At 67.7% G+C, this 17,977-nt stretch carries 13 protein-coding genes; 7 read left to right on the forward strand and 6 right to left on the reverse strand.

What is annotated here, in order from left to right; translation table 11 throughout:
• Positions 1–5: 5 nt before the first annotated feature.
• The 6 genes from J8I35_RS11275 to J8I35_RS11300 all read left to right on the forward strand — a co-directional run bounded on the left by J8I35_RS11275 (position 6) and on the right by J8I35_RS11300 (position 6,658).
• On the forward strand, positions 6–773 hold the full coding sequence (locus J8I35_RS11275) for a phosphocholine cytidylyltransferase family protein (protein WP_050010761.1): 768 nt from the start codon (positions 6–8) through the stop codon (positions 771–773).
• Positions 770–2,455, forward strand: coding sequence for a phosphoenolpyruvate mutase (gene aepX / locus J8I35_RS11280; protein WP_209925424.1), 1,686 nt, complete (start codon positions 770–772; stop codon positions 2,453–2,455). Before J8I35_RS11275 ends, aepX begins: the two co-directional genes overlap by 4 nt.
• Complete coding sequence (aepY, locus tag J8I35_RS11285) at positions 2,452–3,648, forward strand: phosphonopyruvate decarboxylase (RefSeq protein WP_209925425.1); 1,197 nt, start codon at positions 2,452–2,454, stop codon at positions 3,646–3,648. Before aepX ends, aepY begins: the two co-directional genes overlap by 4 nt.
• A complete protein-coding gene (locus J8I35_RS11290) occupies positions 3,648–4,712 on the forward strand; it encodes a 2-aminoethylphosphonate aminotransferase (protein WP_124554117.1) in 1,065 nt (354 codons plus the stop codon). Before aepY ends, J8I35_RS11290 begins: the two co-directional genes overlap by 1 nt.
• 85 nt (positions 4,713–4,797) lie before the next feature.
• Positions 4,798–5,718 carry a serine protease gene (locus J8I35_RS11295; RefSeq protein WP_209925426.1) on the forward strand — a complete coding sequence of 307 codons (921 nt, stop codon included), beginning with the start codon at positions 4,798–4,800 and terminating at the stop codon, positions 5,716–5,718.
• 121 nt (positions 5,719–5,839) lie between these two features.
• Positions 5,840–6,658 carry a multidrug ABC transporter ATPase gene (locus J8I35_RS11300; protein WP_209925427.1) on the forward strand — a complete coding sequence of 273 codons (819 nt, stop codon included), beginning with the start codon at positions 5,840–5,842 and terminating at the stop codon, positions 6,656–6,658.
• Positions 6,659–6,685: 27 nt separating this feature from the next.
• On the opposite strand, the gene J8I35_RS11305 is transcribed toward J8I35_RS11300, so the two are convergent.
• Complete coding sequence (locus J8I35_RS11305) at positions 6,686–7,837, reverse strand: acyltransferase (RefSeq protein WP_209925428.1); 1,152 nt, start codon at positions 7,835–7,837, stop codon at positions 6,686–6,688.
• A 327-nt stretch (positions 7,838–8,164) separates the two neighbouring features.
• Here J8I35_RS11305 and pip point away from each other — a divergent pair, with 327 nt between their 5' ends.
• Entirely contained in the window at positions 8,165–9,097 is a 933-nt protein-coding gene (gene pip / locus J8I35_RS11310) for a prolyl aminopeptidase (protein ID WP_209925430.1), read from the forward strand.
• A gap of 61 nt (positions 9,098–9,158) precedes the next feature.
• Here the strand turns inward: pip and J8I35_RS11315 are convergent, their stop codons facing one another.
• The 5 genes from J8I35_RS11315 to J8I35_RS11335 form a co-directional block, all read right to left on the reverse strand.
• Positions 9,159–9,431, reverse strand: coding sequence for a hypothetical protein (locus tag J8I35_RS11315; RefSeq protein ID WP_124638543.1), 273 nt, complete (start codon positions 9,429–9,431; stop codon positions 9,159–9,161).
• A 177-nt stretch (positions 9,432–9,608) separates the two neighbouring features.
• A complete protein-coding gene (locus J8I35_RS11320; protein WP_209925432.1) occupies positions 9,609–10,658 on the reverse strand; it encodes a transglutaminase family protein in 1,050 nt (349 codons plus the stop codon).
• Positions 10,652–13,258, reverse strand: coding sequence for a circularly permuted type 2 ATP-grasp protein (locus tag J8I35_RS11325; RefSeq protein WP_209925463.1), 2,607 nt, complete (start codon positions 13,256–13,258; stop codon positions 10,652–10,654). Before J8I35_RS11325 ends, J8I35_RS11320 begins: the two co-directional genes overlap by 7 nt.
• A gap of 214 nt (positions 13,259–13,472) precedes the next feature.
• A complete protein-coding gene (locus J8I35_RS11330) occupies positions 13,473–16,886 on the reverse strand; it encodes a transglutaminase family protein (protein WP_209925434.1) in 3,414 nt (1,137 codons plus the stop codon).
• Between the two features lie 93 nt (positions 16,887–16,979).
• Positions 16,980–17,969 carry a transglutaminase family protein gene (locus J8I35_RS11335; RefSeq protein WP_209925435.1) on the reverse strand — a complete coding sequence of 330 codons (990 nt, stop codon included), beginning with the start codon at positions 17,967–17,969 and terminating at the stop codon, positions 16,980–16,982.
• Between the last annotated feature and the right edge of the window lie 8 nt (positions 17,970–17,977).

The raw sequence follows: 17,977 nt of genomic DNA on the forward strand, positions 1-17,977 counted from the left end.
AACCCATGCGAGCCATCATTCTTGCGGCAGGCCTCGGCTTGCGCCTGCAACAACCGCCCGAGGCGCAGTTCCCGAAGTGCCTGCTGCGCTTCGACGACGTGTCGCTGCTCGAGCGCCATCTGCGCGTGCTCGACGCCGCGGGCGTCGATGACATCGTGCTCGGGCTCGGCTTCCAGCACGAGAAGGTCGAACAGGAGCTCAAGCGCCTCGGCCGCACCGCCGAGATCGTGATCAACGACCGCTACGACCTCGGCAGCGTGCTGACCGTGCATACCGTCGCCGATGCGATGACGCGCGGCGGCGACGTGCTGCTGATGGACGCGGACGTGCTGTACGACGAGAACATCCTGCACGCGCTGGTGGCCGATGCCGACAAGACCGTCGACCGCCTGCTGATCGACCGCGACTTCGAGGCCGGCGACGAACCCGTCAAGCTGTGCCTGAAGAACGGCGTGCCGGTCGAGCTGCGCAAGCAGCTCGCGGTCGACCTCGACTACGACACGATCGGCGAATCGGTCGGCTTCTTCCGCTTCACCGAAGGCACCGCACGCCGCCTCGCGACGATCGTCGCGGGCTACGTCGACAGCGGCCGCGCGAACATGCCGCACGAGGAAGCCGTGCGCGACCTGCTGCTCGAAGGCGGCCATTCGTTCGACGTCGCCGACGTCACCGGCTCGCCGTGGATCGAGATCGACTTCCCGAACGACGTCGCACGCGCGACGCAAGACATTCTTCCCCTGATTCAACGCACCACCGCCGGAGCCGCACGATGAACGCACGCGAACCCAACTTCACCGAATCGCGCAGCGCGCGCCTGCGCCGCATGCTCGTGAGCAGCGATCTCGAATTCCTGATGGAAGCGCACAACGGCCTGTCCGCGCGGATCGTCCGCGAAGCCGGCTTCAAGGGCATCTGGGCGTCGGGCCTCGCGATCTCCGCGCAGTTCGGCGTGCGCGACAACAACGAAGCGAGCTGGACCCAGGTCGTCGACGTGCTCGAGTTCATGGCCGATGCGAGCGACCTGCCGATCCTGCTCGACGGCGACACCGGCTACGGCAACTTCAACAACGTGCGCCGCCTCGTGAAGAAGCTCGAACAGCGCGGTATCGCGGGCGTCTGCATCGAGGACAAGCAGTTCCCGAAGACCAACAGCTTCATCGGCGGCGAGCGCCAGCCGCTCGCGGAAATCGACGAATTCTGCGGCAAGATCAAGGCCGGCAAGGATTCGCAGACCGATCCCGACTTCTCGATCGTCGCGCGCGTCGAGGCGCTGATCGCAGGCTGGGGGATGGACGAGGCGCTGCGCCGCGCGAACGCGTACGCGGAAGCCGGCGCCGACGCGATCCTGATCCACAGCAAGCTGTCGCGCCCGGACGAGATCCTGCAGTTCGCGCGCGAATGGAGCGGCAAGGCGCCGCTCGTGATCGTGCCGACCAAGTACTACAGCACGCCGACCGACGTGTTCCGCCAGGCCGGCATCAGCACCGTGATCTGGGCGAATCATCTGATCCGCGCGTCGGCATCGGCGATGCAGGCGACCGCGCGCGAGATCCACGAAAGCGAAACGCTGATCAACGTCGAGGACCGGGTTGCGTCGGTCAACGAGATCTTCCGCCTGCAGGACGCCGACGAGTACTCGGCCGCCGAGCGTATCTACCTGTCGTCGTCGTCGCGCGCGTCGAACGCCGCGATCGTGCTCGCCGCGAGCCGCGGCAAGGGCCTCGAAGCCGTGACCGAAGACAAGCCGAAGGTCATGCTGCCGGTCGCCGGCAAGCCGCTGCTGCGCTGGCTCGTCGACGGCTTCAAGACGCACGGCGTGAACGACATCACCGTGGTTGGCGGCTATCGCGCCGATGCGATCGATACGTCGGGCATCAAGCTCATCGTCAACGAGCGCCACGCGCAGACCGGCGAGCTCGCGTCGCTCGCATGCGCGGCCGAACGCCTGACCGGCGACACCGTGATCTCGTACGGCGACCTGCTGTTCCGCAGCTACATCGTGCGCGACCTCGCCGAGAGCGAGGCCGAGTTCAGCGTGGTGGTCGATTCGTCGCTCACCGAGACCAATCAGAGCGTGCGCGACTTCGCCCTCTGCTCGGCAGCCGACGATCGCGGCCTGTTCGGCCAGAAGACCTATCTGCAACGCGTATCGAGCGACGTCGCCGCGGGCACGCCGCACGGCCGCTGGATCGGTCTGCTGAACGTGCGCGGCGCCGGCGTCGACCGCCTGAAGGCGATGCTCGCGACGCTGCAGGCACGTCCTGATTTCGACACGCTCGACATCCCGTCGCTGCTGAACGAGCTGATCGCCGCCGGCGAGAAGATCGAGGTGCAGTACGTGCACGGCCACTGGCGCGGCGTCAACGATCTGGAAGACTTCCGTCGCGCGGGCGACTTCGCGCACGGCCAGACGCCGCTGTCCGAACCGGGTACCGGCAACGGGGGCGCGCAATGATCGAAGCGGCCCAGTTCGTCGAGGCCGCGCGCGAACGCGGCTTCGACTGGTACGCGGGCGTGCCCTGCTCGTACCTGACGCCGTTCATCAATTACGTGCTGCAGGACCCGACGCTGCACTACGTGTCGGCCGCGAACGAAGGCGACGCGGTCGCGCTGATCGCGGGCGCGACGCTCGGCGGCAAGCGCGGGATCGCGATGATGCAGAACTCCGGGCTCGGCAACGCGGTGAGCCCGCTCACGTCGCTGACCTGGACGTTCCGCCTGCCGCAGTTGCTGATCGTCACGTGGCGCGGCCAGCCGGGCGTAGCCGACGAGCCGCAGCATGCGCTGATGGGCCCGATCACGCCGGCGATGCTCGACACGATGGAGATCCCGTGGGAGACGTTCCCGACCGACCCCGAACAGGTCGGCCCGGCACTCGACCGCGCGATCGCGCACATGGACGCGACGGGCCGCCCGTACGCGCTCGTGATGCAGAAAGGCAGCGTCGCGCCGTATGAACTGAAGGCGAACCCGGCCGCGAAGCCGCGCGCGCACGTCGCCGCGCAATCGTCGTCGCGCGCCGCATCGGCCGACGCGTGGCCGACCCGTCACGACGCGCTGCAGCGCGTGATCGCGCATACGCCGGTCGATTCGACCGTCGTGCTCGCATCGACCGGTTTCTGCGGGCGCGAACTCTACGCGCTCGACGATCGCCCGAACCAGCTGTACATGGTCGGCTCGATGGGCTGCGTGACGCCGCTCGCGCTCGGCCTCGCGCTCGCGCGCCCCGACCTGCGCGTGGTGGCCGTCGACGGCGACGGCGCCGCGCTGATGCGCATGGGCGTGTTCGCGACGCTCGGCACCTACGGCCCGGCCAACCTCACGCACGCGCTGCTCGACAATGGCGCGCACGAATCGACGGGCGGCCAGGCGACGGTGTCGCAGCATGTGTCGTTCGCGGGCGTCGCGGCCGCTTGCGGTTACGCGTCGGCGGTCGAAGGCGATACGCTCGACGTGCTCGATGCGACGCTCGCCTCAACCAGCGAGGGGGGCCGGCCATCCGGTGCGCAGTTCGTTCGCGTGGCGATCCGCACGGGCGTGCCCGACGGCCTGCCCCGCCCGACCGTCACGCCGGTCGAGGTCAAGACCCGTCTGATGCGGCACATCGGCGCCGAGCAGACCGAAGCCCACGTTGAAGGAGCCCATTGATGCTGCTGCTGAACCCCGGCCCGGTCACGCTCACCGAACGCGTGCGCCGCAGCCTGCTGCAACCCGATCTGTGCCATCGCGAAGGCGAATTCTTCGACCTGCAGGATGAAGCGCGCGCGCGCCTCGTCGCCGCGTACGAACTCGATCCGGCCGAATGGGCTGCCGTGCTGATGACGGGTTCGGGCACGGCCGCCGTCGAGAGCATGATCGCGGCGCTCGTGCCGCAGGACGGCAAGCTGCTCGTGATCGAGAACGGCGTGTACGGCGAGCGGATCACGCAGATCGCCACGCAGTACGGCATCGCGCATGACGTGCTCAAGCATGAGTGGATGCAGGCGCCGGATCTCGCGCAGATCGGTGCGCGTCTTGACGCCGGCGGTTATTCGCACGTCGCGGTGATTCATCATGAAACGACGACGGGCCGGCTGAATGATCTCGATGCGATCGCCGAAGTCTGTCGTGCCCGTGGCGTGAAGATGCTTGTCGATGGCGTCAGCAGCTTCGGTGCGGAAGCGATCGATTTCGGCGGTGGCGTGATCGACGCCGTTGCCGCTACCGCGAACAAGTGCCTGCACGGCGTGCCGGGCGCGGCGTTCGTGATCGTGCGCCGCAGCGCGCTCGTGAAAGCCGCGAGCCGGACTTACTACCTCGATCTCGGGCGGCTTGCGAAGCTGCAGGATCAGCGGAATACGCCGTTTACGCCTTCCGTGCATGCGTATTACGCGCTCGTCGAGGCGCTGCGCGAGTTTGACGAGGCTGGCGGCTGGCGCGCGCGGCATGCGCATTACAAGGCGCTTGCCGACCAGGCGCAGGCCGGGCTTGCGGCGCGCGGGATGCCGCTGGTGCTGCCGGAAGGTGCGTCGTCGGTCGTGCTGCGTGCGTATCGGCTGCCGCAAGGTGTAACGTACGAAGCGCTGCACGACGGGCTGAAGGCACGCGGCTTCGTGATTTATGCCGGGCAAGGCGGGCTGTCGAAGGAACTGTTCCGGATCTCGACGATGGGCGCGATTCAGGCGGCCGATGTCGAGCGGTTGCTGGAGGGGTTTACGGCGTTGACGCGGTAAGCGTTGTCCGCATCTTCGTCGACGAAAGGCCCGCAAGGGCCTTTTTTATTCTTCGAAAATCTTTGAACGTAAAGCGCTTTGATCGATGTCTCAGTTCATCCATCCCATCACGCAACTTGTGCATAGCACGGTGCGCATTGAATGCACGGATTCACAGAATAGAATTTCGTCGGGTTCTGGCTACATCTTTATGTTCTGCGAGGCAGAGGGGACAGTACTTCCCTGCGTAGTGACGAACAAGCATGTTGTCGAGGGTGCGATCCGAGGAGTCTTTCATTTAACGTTGAAGAATAAAGACGGTACTCCAGAGCTTGGGAAGCATGAGGCCGTAGTCCTTAACGATTTGGGTAAATATTGCATACCCCACCCTACAGCCACGATAGATCTAGTTGCCTTTCCTATAGGCCCAATCTTAAATAGTGCAAGCAAGGACGGGCGGGCCTATCATTTTGTACCTCTTGGTAAAGGGGCGCTCGCAAGCAACGATCTTCTGGAGTCTTTGCCTCCGATGGAGGAGATCGTGATGATTGGTTACCCCAACGGTCTATGGGATCAGCTTCACAATCTACCAATCATCAGAAAGGGAATTACGGCAACACATCCCAAGCTGAAATTGAACGGGAAGCCTGAGTTCCTCATTGATGCGGCTTGCTTCCCTGGCTCGTCAGGATCCCCCGTATTCTTGGCGAATATTGGAAGCTATGTCAGCCCGAACGGTTCGCTTTGTGCAGGAAGTCGAGTGGCATTGCTTGGAACCCTGTACGCCGGCCCTCAACACACTACAACCGGCGAGATCGTCGTAGTTGACGTTCCAACGGATACGAAGTCGATAGCAGTTGGAAGTATCCCGAACAACCTTGGATACGTGATTCAGGCAAGTGAGCTTTTGGTGCTCGAAGAGGCCGTAAAGAAAGCTTTGCAGTCAGCGCCGGCGGTGTCCCGAAACGCGCGGTGCCCCTGCGGAAGCGGAAAGCGATACAAGGAGTGCTGTGGTGCACTTAACTAGGTTCTTGCGGTTGCCGCCTAACATCTCATTGAACAACAGCTTTCGTCAAAGCTCAACGGCAACAACGGGCCGGTAAACGACACCCACGAAAATCCATGAAGAGACATTTCCGATCGCGACAATGAGAGTCCTGCGCTTCGCCCCAATACTGGCGCTCGCCGCCTTCCCCGTCGCTCACGCCGCCGATAATCATCCTTGCGGCGACGAAACCGTCACAGCCATCGCCCGCTGGGCCGGCATCGCGAGCGCACGCATCGCCACGCGCGACGCGGATCGGCTCGTCGTCGCGTCGTCATGCAAGGCCATGCCGAACGCGCCGCAAACGACGATCGCGGCCGTCGCGTTCGATTCGCTGCCCAAAAGCAAGAACCCGGACGAGAGCAAAAAGCTGCAGGTCGTCGCGCTCGTCGAGGGCGGCAAGGTCGTGGCGGCCGATAGATCGGTGGTCGAAGAGGATGCGGCGACTGAGATCGGCGAGAACAGCTACCGCATCGACACGGCGCCCTACCGGTTGTCGCCCGACGTGCGTGCGTTCGGCGTCGTGTTTACCAGCAGCGCGCGCGGGCCAAGTTGCGTGGACGCATACCCCGAGAACGACCTGACGCTGTGGATTCGCGACGGCGCCCGCCTCCGGCCGGTGTTCGGTACAAATCTCCATGGCTGGGTAGCCACCACGGGCACCGCTTGCGGCCCCGACACGAGCGACTTGCGTAGTGAATCTGCGCACATGACGATTGCTGTCGAGAAAACGTCTCACAACGGTTTCGCGGATCTATCGATTACGGCGCACGTCACCGATATGGAAAGCGACGACGACAATGGCTCGGCCACCGGGAAACGTACCGTGCGCACGATCGTCAAATACGACGGCAAGTCGTATGGAATCGATATGTTCCGCGACTTCTGGTATTCACCCGCCTCGAAGAAGCGCTTCAAGTAAGGCCACGCGAATCACCACCCCGCCCACCTATTCCACCACCTTCGGCCCGATCGCCTCGGTCGGCGCCGGCCTCCGCAATGCGTCGTCCCGCACGCGTCGCGCCTCGCGCGCCGAATAGCGATCCTTCAGCCGCAGGAACGGCTTTTCGACGAGGAAATAGCTGGCGGTCGCGGCAATCAGCGCCCATACGATGCCCAGCGGAAACCCATGCGGCACCGGCAGATCCGGATTCGCAAAAGGCTGCTGCCACAGATAAAGACTGAACGAGATCGTGCCGACGAACACCACCGGCCGGGCGCGCAGCCAGCGCGCGCACCAGAACTCGCTGCGAAAATTCAGCACGACGATGACGATCGCGATCAGCGCGGCTTCGAGCGTCACGCCGTACGTCGCATTCCAGAAGCCGCCGAGCCGGTGTTCGGCGAGCGGCATGCCGAGCAGCACGACGAACACGAGCGCCGTCACGATGCGCGCCTCGCCGCGCCACGAGCCGATCCACGCTTCGAGCCGTTCGCGGTTGAGCGACGCATAGCAGCCGATCAGGATCGGATCGATACCCGTATGCAGCATCATCCCGAGTTGTCCGCGCAGCGCGGGCGCGAGGAAATACGTGGTCGCACGGACCAGCGGTACGATCAGGATCAGCGCGGCCAGCCAGCGCGTGCCGGTGCGGCGGATGCCGAACACGAACAGCAGCGGCCAGAACCAGTAGAACTGCTCCTCGAGCGCGAGCGACCAGAAATGGCCGAGGTACCACGCGCCGTCCGGATGCAGCGCGTTGTCCCCGGTCAGCCCGAACCACGCCGAGTAATTCCACAGGTGCAGCGCCGCATAAAGCCACTGCCGGCGGTCGACATCGAACCCGCCGGCGAACGCGACGATCGCCACCGCCGCGAGATACACGTAGCAAGCTGGCCAGATCCGCAGCGCCCGGCGCACGTAGAACGACGTCAGCGCGATGCCGCCCGTGCGCGCGAACTCGGCGCGCAGCACGTTGGTGATCAGGAAACCGCTCAGCACGAAGAAGATCAGCACGCCGAGCCGCCCATCGGCGATCAGCCGCAACGGCGCGTACCAGCCGGTATAGCCGCCGGGTAGCACATGCTCGGCATGACCGACGACGACCATCGCGACCGCGACGGCGCGCAACCCGGTCAACTGCGTGACGCGATGGTTCATCGGCTGGTTTCCGTTGGCACGGTGAAGGAGCGGGAATGGGCCGGCGTCCGATCAGCCCGCCGACCTGTCGCCGGATTTTGTATGAAAAATATCGGAATGAAATTGCTTCAAAAATCCGCGTGACTCACACCGCCGGCGACGCCGCTTCCCGGCGGGTCAACGTCCGGCGCGACGAATGGGCATAATGACAAACCTTGTCCGGCGGCGGCCGGTCCGATGCCCACGCAACGACTTTTGCGGCGCAGCAATCCACGCAGTACCGTACCCCGCCCGCACACCGGTCCGCGCCTCGTCCGCCTCCTGTCGACCCTCACCCGGAGCCTGCCTGTGTACCCACCGATCGAACCCTACGCCCACGGCCACCTCGACACCGGCGACGGCCATCGCATCTACTGGGAGCGCTGCGGCAATCCGGCCGGCAAGCCCGCCGTATTCCTGCACGGCGGCCCGGGCGCCGGCTGCGGCCCCGACCATCGCCGCCTGTTCGATCCCGAGCGCTACGACATCCTGCTGTTCGACCAGCGCGGCTGCGGGCGCTCGACGCCGCATGCGAGCCTCGAGAACAACACGACGTGGCATCTGGTCGCCGATATCGAGCGCCTGCGCGAGATGGTCGGCGCCGAGCAATGGCTGGTGTTCGGCGGCTCGTGGGGCAGCGCACTGGCGATCGCGTATGCGGAAACCCATCCGGAACGCGTGAGCGCGCTGATCGTGCGCGGCATCTTCACGATGCGTCGCGCGGAATTGCTGTGGTACTACCAGGACGGCGCGTCGTGGCTGTTCCCCGATCACTGGGAAGACTTCCTCGCGCCGATTCCGGAAGCCGAGCGCGGCGACCTGATGGCCGCCTACCATCGTCGGCTGACCGGCGACGACGAAGCCGCGAAACTCGAAGCCGCGCGCGCATGGAGCATCTGGGAGGGCCGCACGATCACGCTGCTGCCCGATCCCGCGCTCGCCGCGCACTTCGCGGACGGCCACTATGCGCTCGTGTTCGCGCGGATCGAAAACCACTACTTCGTGAACAAGGGCTTCGTCGAGGAAGGCCAGTTGCTGCGCGACGCGCATCGTCTCGCCGGCATCCCTGGCGTGATCGTGCAGGGCCGCTACGACATCGCGACGCCGGCGCGCACCGCGTGGGAGTTGTCGAAGGCGTGGCCGGACGCCACGTTCGAAATCGTGCCCGGCGCCGGGCACGCGTACAACGAGCCGGGGATTCTGGAGGCGCTGGTTGTGGCGACGGACCGGTTCGCCGCCTGAGCGACGTCACGCGACGCGGCGCGTGTTGCCGTGCCTGCCGGCACGCTCACGCGCCGCCCGATCACAGTGCGGCTTCGACGATCGTCCGGCCGCGGATCGCCCGCTCGACGAGCTGTTCGTCACCGACCTTGCGGATCGCGTCGTCGAGCAGCCCTTCCGGTTCTTCGGTCGCCACCTTCAGCAGGCCCGACAGCCCGCGTGCGTCGAGCACCACCAGTGTTTCCATCGAATCCGCACGGCTCACGAGCACACGGCGGAATGCCGGACCCGCGCCGAAGCTCGCACAAAGCTCGATCTTCTCGTTGCCGAGCGTATAGTCGAAATTCTTGATCATGTCCGCCGCCGTTGCAGGGAAATGGCGACGCGCGACGGCGCGGCGCCGTGACGTCGACGCACCCGCGCGTGCCGCCGGCGCGCCGGACCGGGGTCCGAGCCGTCCGCCGGCATCACCATGCTAGGCGTGCAGAATTAACGAAGACTTAAAGCGCGCGAGCCCCGCCTGACAGTACCCTCAGGCCGCATCGAGCGGCTCGACCGTCACACCGACCTTCAGCTCCTGATCCGCGCCGCCGCCGCGGATCACGCCGCGCAGCGGCGTCACGTCGGCATAATCGCGGCCGACCGACAGCATCACGTAGTCGTCGCCGGGAGCACGATCGTTGGTGGGATCGAGTTGCAGCCATCCGTTGTCCTCGGGCCACGCGGGGTCGTAAACCTCGACCCACGCATGCGAAGCGTCGGCGCCGATCAGCCGCGGCTGGCCCGGCGGCGGCTGCGTGAGCAGGTAGCCGCTGACGTAACGCGCGGCCAGCCCGAGCGAGCGCAGCGCGCCGATCATCACGTGCGCGAAATCCTGGCACACGCCCTTGCGCAACCGCAGCGCGTCGAGCGCCGACGTCGTGATGTCGGTGCTGTTCGGCGTGTACGCGAAATCGGCATGCACGCGCCGCATCAGGTCCCATGCCGCCTGCACGAGCGGCCGTTGCGGCGTGAAGCTCGCGGCCGCGTATGCGGCGAGTTCCGGGTCGCACGCCACGTGCGGCGACGCGAACACGAATTCGCTCGCCGGGTCGTAAGGCTGCCCCGCGCGGAACCGCAGGCGGTCGCGCACGGCCTCCCATGCGGTGCCATGCGCGGCGTCCGGGTTCGCGATCGCAGGCGGCGGCGCGCCGCGCGCGCCGAGCGACCACATGGGCGGCGTCACGCGCACGGTGCTGCGGCTGCGCACCAGCAACGTGTCGTGCGGCAGGTTCAGCGCGAACGAAGCACGTGCATTGCCGAACGCGTCGACTTCGGTACAAACCGATTCCGGTGCGGGTTCGATGTCGAGCGAGAACGACAGCACCTGCTGGCGCGGCGTCGCGAGCGGTTGCAGGCGTGCCTGGTGCTGCGCGGATTCGACGCGCGCCGCATAACGGTATTCGGTGTCGTGCGTGACACGCAGCAACCGGCCCGGCGCAACGGCGGCCGGCGCAACCGTCGCCGCCGGAGCCGAGGGCGGCGCCTGCCGTGCGTTGCCGGAACCAGCCGGGGTTTTCGGTGCGCCTTTCGTCGTCACCATAGCGTCCTGCCCGCCTCGCGCACGTGGCTGAAATAGCGCTCGCCGATCCGGTTCGACAGCTCCCAGACGGCCTTTACCGTCGTGTCGAGCGCGGCGAGCAGCTTGTCGTGTCGGCCGTCTTCGGCGGTCTCGCACAGCTCGTGCAGCGACCACGCGGGGATGTCCGGAACCGTCTCGGCCAGTTCCGACAGCGCATAGCCTTCGCCGCGTTCGACCTTCGTCAGCCGGCCGCGCAGCGCCTGCACGACCCAGCCGAGCGAGCGCGGGTTGTCGGTATCGAGCACGACGAGCGACAGCAGCGGCGCGACGTCGAAGCCGCGCTGGAAGCGCGAGCGGAACGTGATCGTGCTGTCGAACAGTTCGAGCACGAGCTCGAAGCCGTCCTGCCGATGCACGGCGCCTTCGTCGAACGCGAACTTCAGTACGCTGCACAGGAAGTCGAGCCGGTCGATCTGCCGGCCGATCGACAGCAATCGCCAGCCGTCGTCGCGCGTCATGTTGTCGGTCTGCGCACCGGTGATCGCGCCGAGCAGCAGGCCGAGGCGCTCGAGCAACTGCAGCGCGTCGTTGCCGACCTGCTCCTCCGCTTCCTGCTGTCCTGCGCTGTCGGCGAACAGTTGGGTCGCGTCGTCGATCAGCCGCCACTGATCGCTCGACAGCCGTTCGCGGATCGCGGCAGCCGCGCCGCGCATGCCGAACAGGCACGACGCGATCCCCGACGTGCGGTCGGCGCCGCGCGTCAGCGACGTCGCCAGCTCATGCTGGAACGCGCGCGGCGCATCGACGGCGTGCGGCGCGTCGGCCGCGATCAGCCCGGTGTCCCGGCACAACGTGTCGATCAGTTCCAGATGCGCGGGACTGTCGACGTCGTCTTCGCCGCGCAGCCGTTCGAGCGCGGCGCGCGCGAGGCGCATCAGGTTGGTCGCGCGCTCGGTGTAGCGGCCGAGCCAGAACAGGTTCTCGGCCGCCCGGCTCGCGATCGCGCGCGGCCGTTCGATGAGGTCGTCGGGGCCGAGATGCGTCTGCAGCAGCGTCGTCGAATCGACGATGCCCTCGGTCATCACCCACGTGTCGACGGTGCTGCCGCCGCGCGGCATCGGCGCGTTGAACAGCGCGTCGCGCGTGCCGACCCGCGACAGCCCGCCCGGCAGAAGCCGCCAGCGCTGCGCGCCGTCGGCGAGCGCGAACACGCGCAGCAGCAGCGGCTTCGGCACGATGCGCGCGCTGTCGTTGCCGTCGGGCGCGTCGGGCCGCGGCCAGGTCGGCGCCTGCGACAGCGGCAGGTCGGCCTGCACCGTGTAGTGTTCGGGCTGCGCGAGAATCCGCGCGCGCCATTCCGCCAGTTGCGCCTGCGTGAGCCGCGCGCCGATCACCGGTTCGAATGCACCGCCTTCCTGCACGTCGGGTGGATAGGATGCCTTCACGATGCCGCGCGCGAGCTGCGGCAGCGCGTCGTCGCACGCGGCCGCCTCGCCGCACCACCACGAATGCACGGCCGGCAGCGTCAGCGTTTCGCCGAGCAGCGCTTCCGCGAGACGCGGCATGAAGCCGAGCATCGCCGGCGACTCGAGGAAGCCCGAGCCCGGCGCGTTCGCGAGCAGCACGTTGCCCGCGCGCACGGCCTGCAACAGCCCCGGCACGCCGAGCATCGAATCGGGCCGCAGTTCGAGCGGATCGAGCCACGCATCGTCGACGCGCCGCAGGATGCCGTGCACCGGTTCGAGCCCGCTCAGCGTCTTCAGGAACACGCGGTTGTCGCGCGCGGTCAGGTCGCCGCCTTCGACGAGCGTGAGGCCGAGATAGCGCGCGAGATACGCATGCTCGAAATAGGTCGCGCTGTGCGGCCCCGGCGTCAGCAGCACGATCCGCGAACTCTTCGCGGCAGGGCTGAGCGACTGCATGCTCTGCAGCAGCGCGCGGTACGCGGACGCAAGCCGCTGCACGCGCAGCCCGCGAAACCCGCGCGGAAAGAGCCGCGACACGATCAGCCGGTTCTCGAGCAGGTAGCCGAGCCCGGCCGGGCCCTGCGTGTGCTGCGCGACGATCCGCCATTGGCCGTCCGGGCCGCGCGCGAGATCGAACGCGACGACGTGCAGCCACGTATCGCCCGGCACGCGCGCGCCGCGCATCGCACGCAGATACCCGGGGTGGCCGGTCACGAGCGCGGGCGGCAGCAGCCCGCGCTGCAGGATCGTCTGCGGCCCGTACAGGTCGGCCAGCGTCGCATTGAGCAGCCGCACGCGCTGCAGCACGCCACGCTCGATCCCGACCCAGTCCTCGGGCGTGACGATCAGCGGCAGCAGGTCGAGCGACCACGGGCCGACCGCGCCGTCGCCGGCGCGCTGCTCGTGCAACTGGTAGAACAGGCCGTTCTCGCGCATGCGCCGGTGCAGCGCGTCGGCGCGGCGGTCGAGGTCGGCCACGCCGTCGCTGCCGATCGACGTGAAGAAGCTGCGCCACGCGGGCGCCAGCGCAGGCGCGTGCAGGCCGGCCGCGCTGCCGCGCAGTTCGTCGTAGCGGCCGGCGGCGGCCGGCGCCGCGAGCGCGGCGGCCAGTTCGGCGGCGTCCGGCTGCGCGCCGGTATCGAAAAGCGTGGGCATCGCGTCGAGGGCGGCGAGATGATCGAGGTCAATGGGCGGCACGATGTCGTTCCGTCGTCAGGGTGCGGCCGCGCATGCGCGCCGCCATTCAGGCGGCAAGCCGCAGTGCGGAACCGCATTCTGCCCGCATCCTAGCATTCCGGCGGGGCCGCGACCGGCCGGTGCGCCGGGCGGTCGCGAACCGCGCATCGTCGTCCGCCCTGTCATCGATCGATCACGGCCGCCGCAAGTCGAGCGTAAACGGGAATTCGCGGCTCGGCGCGGCGGCCGCGACCTCCATCCGGCCCGGCGTGTGCCCGATCTCGACGAAGCGTGCGAGCCGGCGGCTCTCCGCTTCGTACGCATTGACCGGGAACGTCGCGTAGTTGCGCCCGCCCGGATGCGCGACGTGATACCGGCAGCCGCCAAGCGAGCGTTGCAGCCACGTATCGACGATGTCGAACGTGAGCGGCGCGTGCACGCCGATGGTCGGATGCAGCGCCGACGGCGGCGACCACGCCTTGTAGCGCACGCCCGCGACGTATTCGCCGACGGTGCCGGTCGGCTGCAGCGGCAGCGCGCGGCCGTTGACGGTCACGACGTGCCGGTTGTCGTTCAGCCCCGTCACGCTCACTTCGAGCCGTTCGACCGACGAATCGACGTAGCGCACCGTGCCGCCGGGCGCGCCTTCCTCGCCCATCACGTGCCACGGTTCCAGCGCGCCGCGCAGCGACAGTTCCATCCCGTTCACCGCGATCTGCCCGAACAGCGGAAACCGGAATTCGAAGTGCGGGGCGAACCACGCCGGATCGAACGCGAAACCGGCGTCGCGCAGCTCGGCCAGCACGTCGTCGAAATCCATCTGAAGAAATTCCGGCAGCATGAACCGGTCGTGCAGCGCGGTGCCCCAGCGCGTGAGCGGCGTCGTGTACGGCGCGGCCCAGAAGCGCGCGACCAGCGCGCGCAGCAGCAGTTGCTGCACGATGCTCATCCGCGCATGCGGCGGCATCTCGAACGCGCGCAGTTCGAGCAGGCCGAGCCGGCCGGTGGACGAATCGGGCGAATACAGCTTGTCGATGCAGAACTCGCTGCGGTGCGTGTTGCCCGTCACGTCGATCAGCAGGTTGCGCAGCACGCGGTCGACGAGCCACGGCGGCATGTCCTGCCCGAACAGCAGCTTGTTGCGCTGGATCTCCGCGAACGCGATGTCGAGCTCGTAAAGCTGGTCGTTGCGCGCCTCGTCGACACGCGGCGCCTGGCTCGTCGGCCCGATGAACAGCCCCGAGAACAGGTACGACAGCGACGGATGGTTGTGCCAGTACGCGATCAGGCTCGCGAGCAGATCGGGGCGGCGCAGGAACGGGCTGTCGGCCGGCGTCGCGCCGCCGAGCACGAAGTGGTTGCCGCCGCCCGTGCCGACGTGCCGCCCGTCGACCATGAACTTCTCGCTGCACAGCCGCGATTGCCACGCGGCGTCGTACAGGAATTCGGTGTGGTCGACGAGCTCGTCGAAGCTCGCGGCCGGATGGATGTTCACCTCGATCACGCCGGGATCCGGTGTCACCTGCAGCAGCTTCAGCCGTGCGTCGCGCGGCGGCGGATAGCCTTCGAGCACGAGCTTCACGCCGAGTGCGTGGGCGGTCAGCTCGATCGCGCCGAGCAGGTCGAGATAATCCTCGAGCGCGGCGAGCGGCGGCATGAACAGGTACAAGATGCCGTTGCGCACTTCGACGCACAGCGCGGTGCGCGTGATCCACGCGGCCGATTCGAAGCGCTCGGGCCGGCGATGCGGATCCGCGGCGTCCGGTCGGCCGCTCGCGGCCGTGCCGTCGTCGCGCCACTGCATCACGGTCTGCGCGGACGCTTCGCGATGCACGCCGGCCAGATAGCGCGGCGCGTCGGCCGGGCCGGCGTAACGGGCGCGAATGGCGGCGGCGTCCGGCAGCACGTCGCGCGGCGCGAACGGATCGCGCTCGACAAGGTACGGATAGTCGGCGCGCGCCGCCCACGGCAGCGAATCGAGCGGCAGCCGATAGCCCATCGGCGAATCGCCCGGCACGAGATACATCCGCTCGTCGCGGAAGAACCACGGGCCCGTCTGCCAGCGCGGCCCGTCGAGGCCCGGCGCGTCGTCCGTGCGCTTGACCGGCAGCACGTAGCCGACCACGCTGTCGAGCTGCTGCTCGAAAACCTTGCGCAGCCGCGCGCGTTCGAGCTCGTCGTCGAGGCGCGCATCGAACGGATCGACGTTGACGGGCAGCCGGCGCTCGCGCCACAAGTAATACCAGACGTCCTCGTAGCCAGGCTGGATGAATTCGCCGCTCAGGCTCAGCCGCGCGGCGAGTGCATCGATGAAGCGCTTCGCGTCGTCGGTGGTGTACGACGACGGTTCGCGCTCGTCGGCAAAGAGCGACGGATCGTGCCACACGGGCTGACCGTCTGCGCGCCAGAAGATCGACAGCGCCCAGCGCGGCAGTTGCTCGCCCGGGTACCACTTGCCCTGCCCGAAATGCAGGAAGCCGCCGTCGCCGTATTCGGCGCGCAGCCGCTGCACGAGTTCGGTCGCGTAGCCGCGCTTGGTCGGGCCGAGCGCGTCGGTGTTCCACTCGGCGCCGTCGCGATCGTCGATCGACACGAAGGTCGGCTCGCCGCCCTGCGTGAGCCGCACGTCGCCGGCGGCCAGCGCGCCGTCGACCTGCGTGCCGAGCGCGAGCACGGCCTCCCACTGCGATTCGGTGTACGGCTTCGTCACGCGCGGCGATTCGTACACGCGCGTCACGCTCATCTCGTGCTCGAACGACACCTCGCACTCGTCGATCAGCCCTTCGACCGGCGCGGCGCTCGTCGGCTGCGGCGTGCACGCGAGGGGAATATGCCCTTCCCCGGCGAGCAGGCCCGACGTCGGATCGAAGCCGATCCAGCCGGCGCCCGGCAGGTAGACCTCGCACCATGCGTGCAGGTCGGTGAAATCGACCGACGTGCCGCTCGGGCCGTCGAGCGATTTCACGTCGGGGGTCAGCTGGATCAGGTAGCCGGACACGAAGCGCGCGGCGATGCCGAGATGACGGCACAGCTGCACGAGCAGCCACGCGCTGTCGCGGCACGAGCCCGACGCGAGTTCGAGCGTCTGCACGGGCGTCTGCACGCCCGGCTCCATCCGCACCAGATAACCGATGTCGCGCTGAAGCTGCTGGTTCAGCGCGACGAGGAAGTTCACGGTGCCGGCCGGCGTGCGGTCGACGCCGTCGAGATACGCGCGAAACAGCGGCGCGGCGCTCGTCTGCGGGTCGCACGCGAGATACGGCGCGAGTTCGGTCTTCAGCGCGTCGTCATAGCTGAACGGGTATTGCTCCGCGCTCGCTTCGAGAAAGAAGTCGAACGGGTTGTACACCGACATCTCGGCGACGAGATCGATCGTGATCTCGAAGTGCTCGGTGCGCTCCGGAAACACGAGCCGCGCGAGATAGTTCGAGAACGGATCCTGCTGCCAGTTGATGAAGTGCTGCGCGGGCTCGACCGTCATCGAATACGCGAGGATCGGGGTCCGGCAATGCGGCGCGGGCCGCAGTCGCACGACCTGCGGGCCGAGGTTGACGAGCCGGTCGTAGCGATAGCGGGTGGTGTGATGCAGCGCGACGTGGATGGACATGGGAGCTCGAGTCGGGTTGGGCCGGCCGCGCACGCCGCGTCGTTTGCAACGCGGCGGCCCGGCATGGCGGATGCGGCGAAGGCGCGCCGCGGGTCAGACGAGTTCCGGCGTCTGCACGACGCTGATCTCGACGCCGACGGCCGTCGCGCCGAGCCCCGTCACCGGCTGCGCGTCGCGATGGTCGAGGCCGACCGCGATGCGCACGTAGCGTTCGTCCGGGCAACGGTTCATGAACGGGTCGAAACCGACCCAGCCGAGCCCTTCGACATAGGCCTCCGCCCACGCATGGCCGGCCGGCTGCTGCATCAGCGCCGTGGCTTGCGGCTGCGCGCCGAGCGCCGCGTGCGGCTGCCCCTGGGATTGCGACTGCGATTGCGCGGCATGCGATGCGCCGAGCACCTGCTGCATCCCGTCGCCGCTCTGCAGCGCGAGCGCTTCCTCGTCCTCGACGTCGGTCCCATTCTGCTTCGCATCGGCGATGCGCTGCATCGCGCTGTCGGCCAGCACGTAGCCCGAGATGTAGCGCGCGGGGATCTTCAGCACGCGGGCGGCCGCGATGAACGCGTGCGCATGGTCGCGGCTCGTGCCCTCGCCGCTTTGCAGCGCGGTTTCCGCATCGACGGGCGCGTCGGCGGCCAGGTTCGGCGCGTACGCGATGCGGCCGTGCACTTCCGTCATCAGCCAGTGCAAAGCGTCGAGGCCGTGCGGCTCGATCGGCAGCGCGTCGGTCAGCGCGCGCACGGTGTCGCCGGCCTTCGTGAGCGCTGTTTCGCGCTCGAAGATCCACGGCGGCGCATAGCCTTCAGGATTCCCGATAATGCCCGAGCGGTCCTGCGTCTCGACGACGCCGGCCGCCACGACGACGATCTCGGCCTTCGCGCCGCGATCGTGGCGCACGAGGTCGATCCGGTTGCCGAGCCCGTCGGCGTAAGACAGCGTCGGCTCGACGCCGTCGATCGTGACCTGCCACGCGCGCACCGTCTGCCCGGGGCCCGACTGCGGGCGCAGCCGCAACCGTTGCAGCGCGTGGGTGGCCTGATCGTCGAACTGATAACGCGAAATGTGTCGGATGGCGAGTCGCATGGCAAGTC

This window comes from Burkholderia sp. CpTa8-5 (genome assembly GCF_017815045.1).
GTDB classification, from domain to species: domain Bacteria; phylum Pseudomonadota; class Gammaproteobacteria; order Burkholderiales; family Burkholderiaceae; genus Burkholderia; species Burkholderia sola.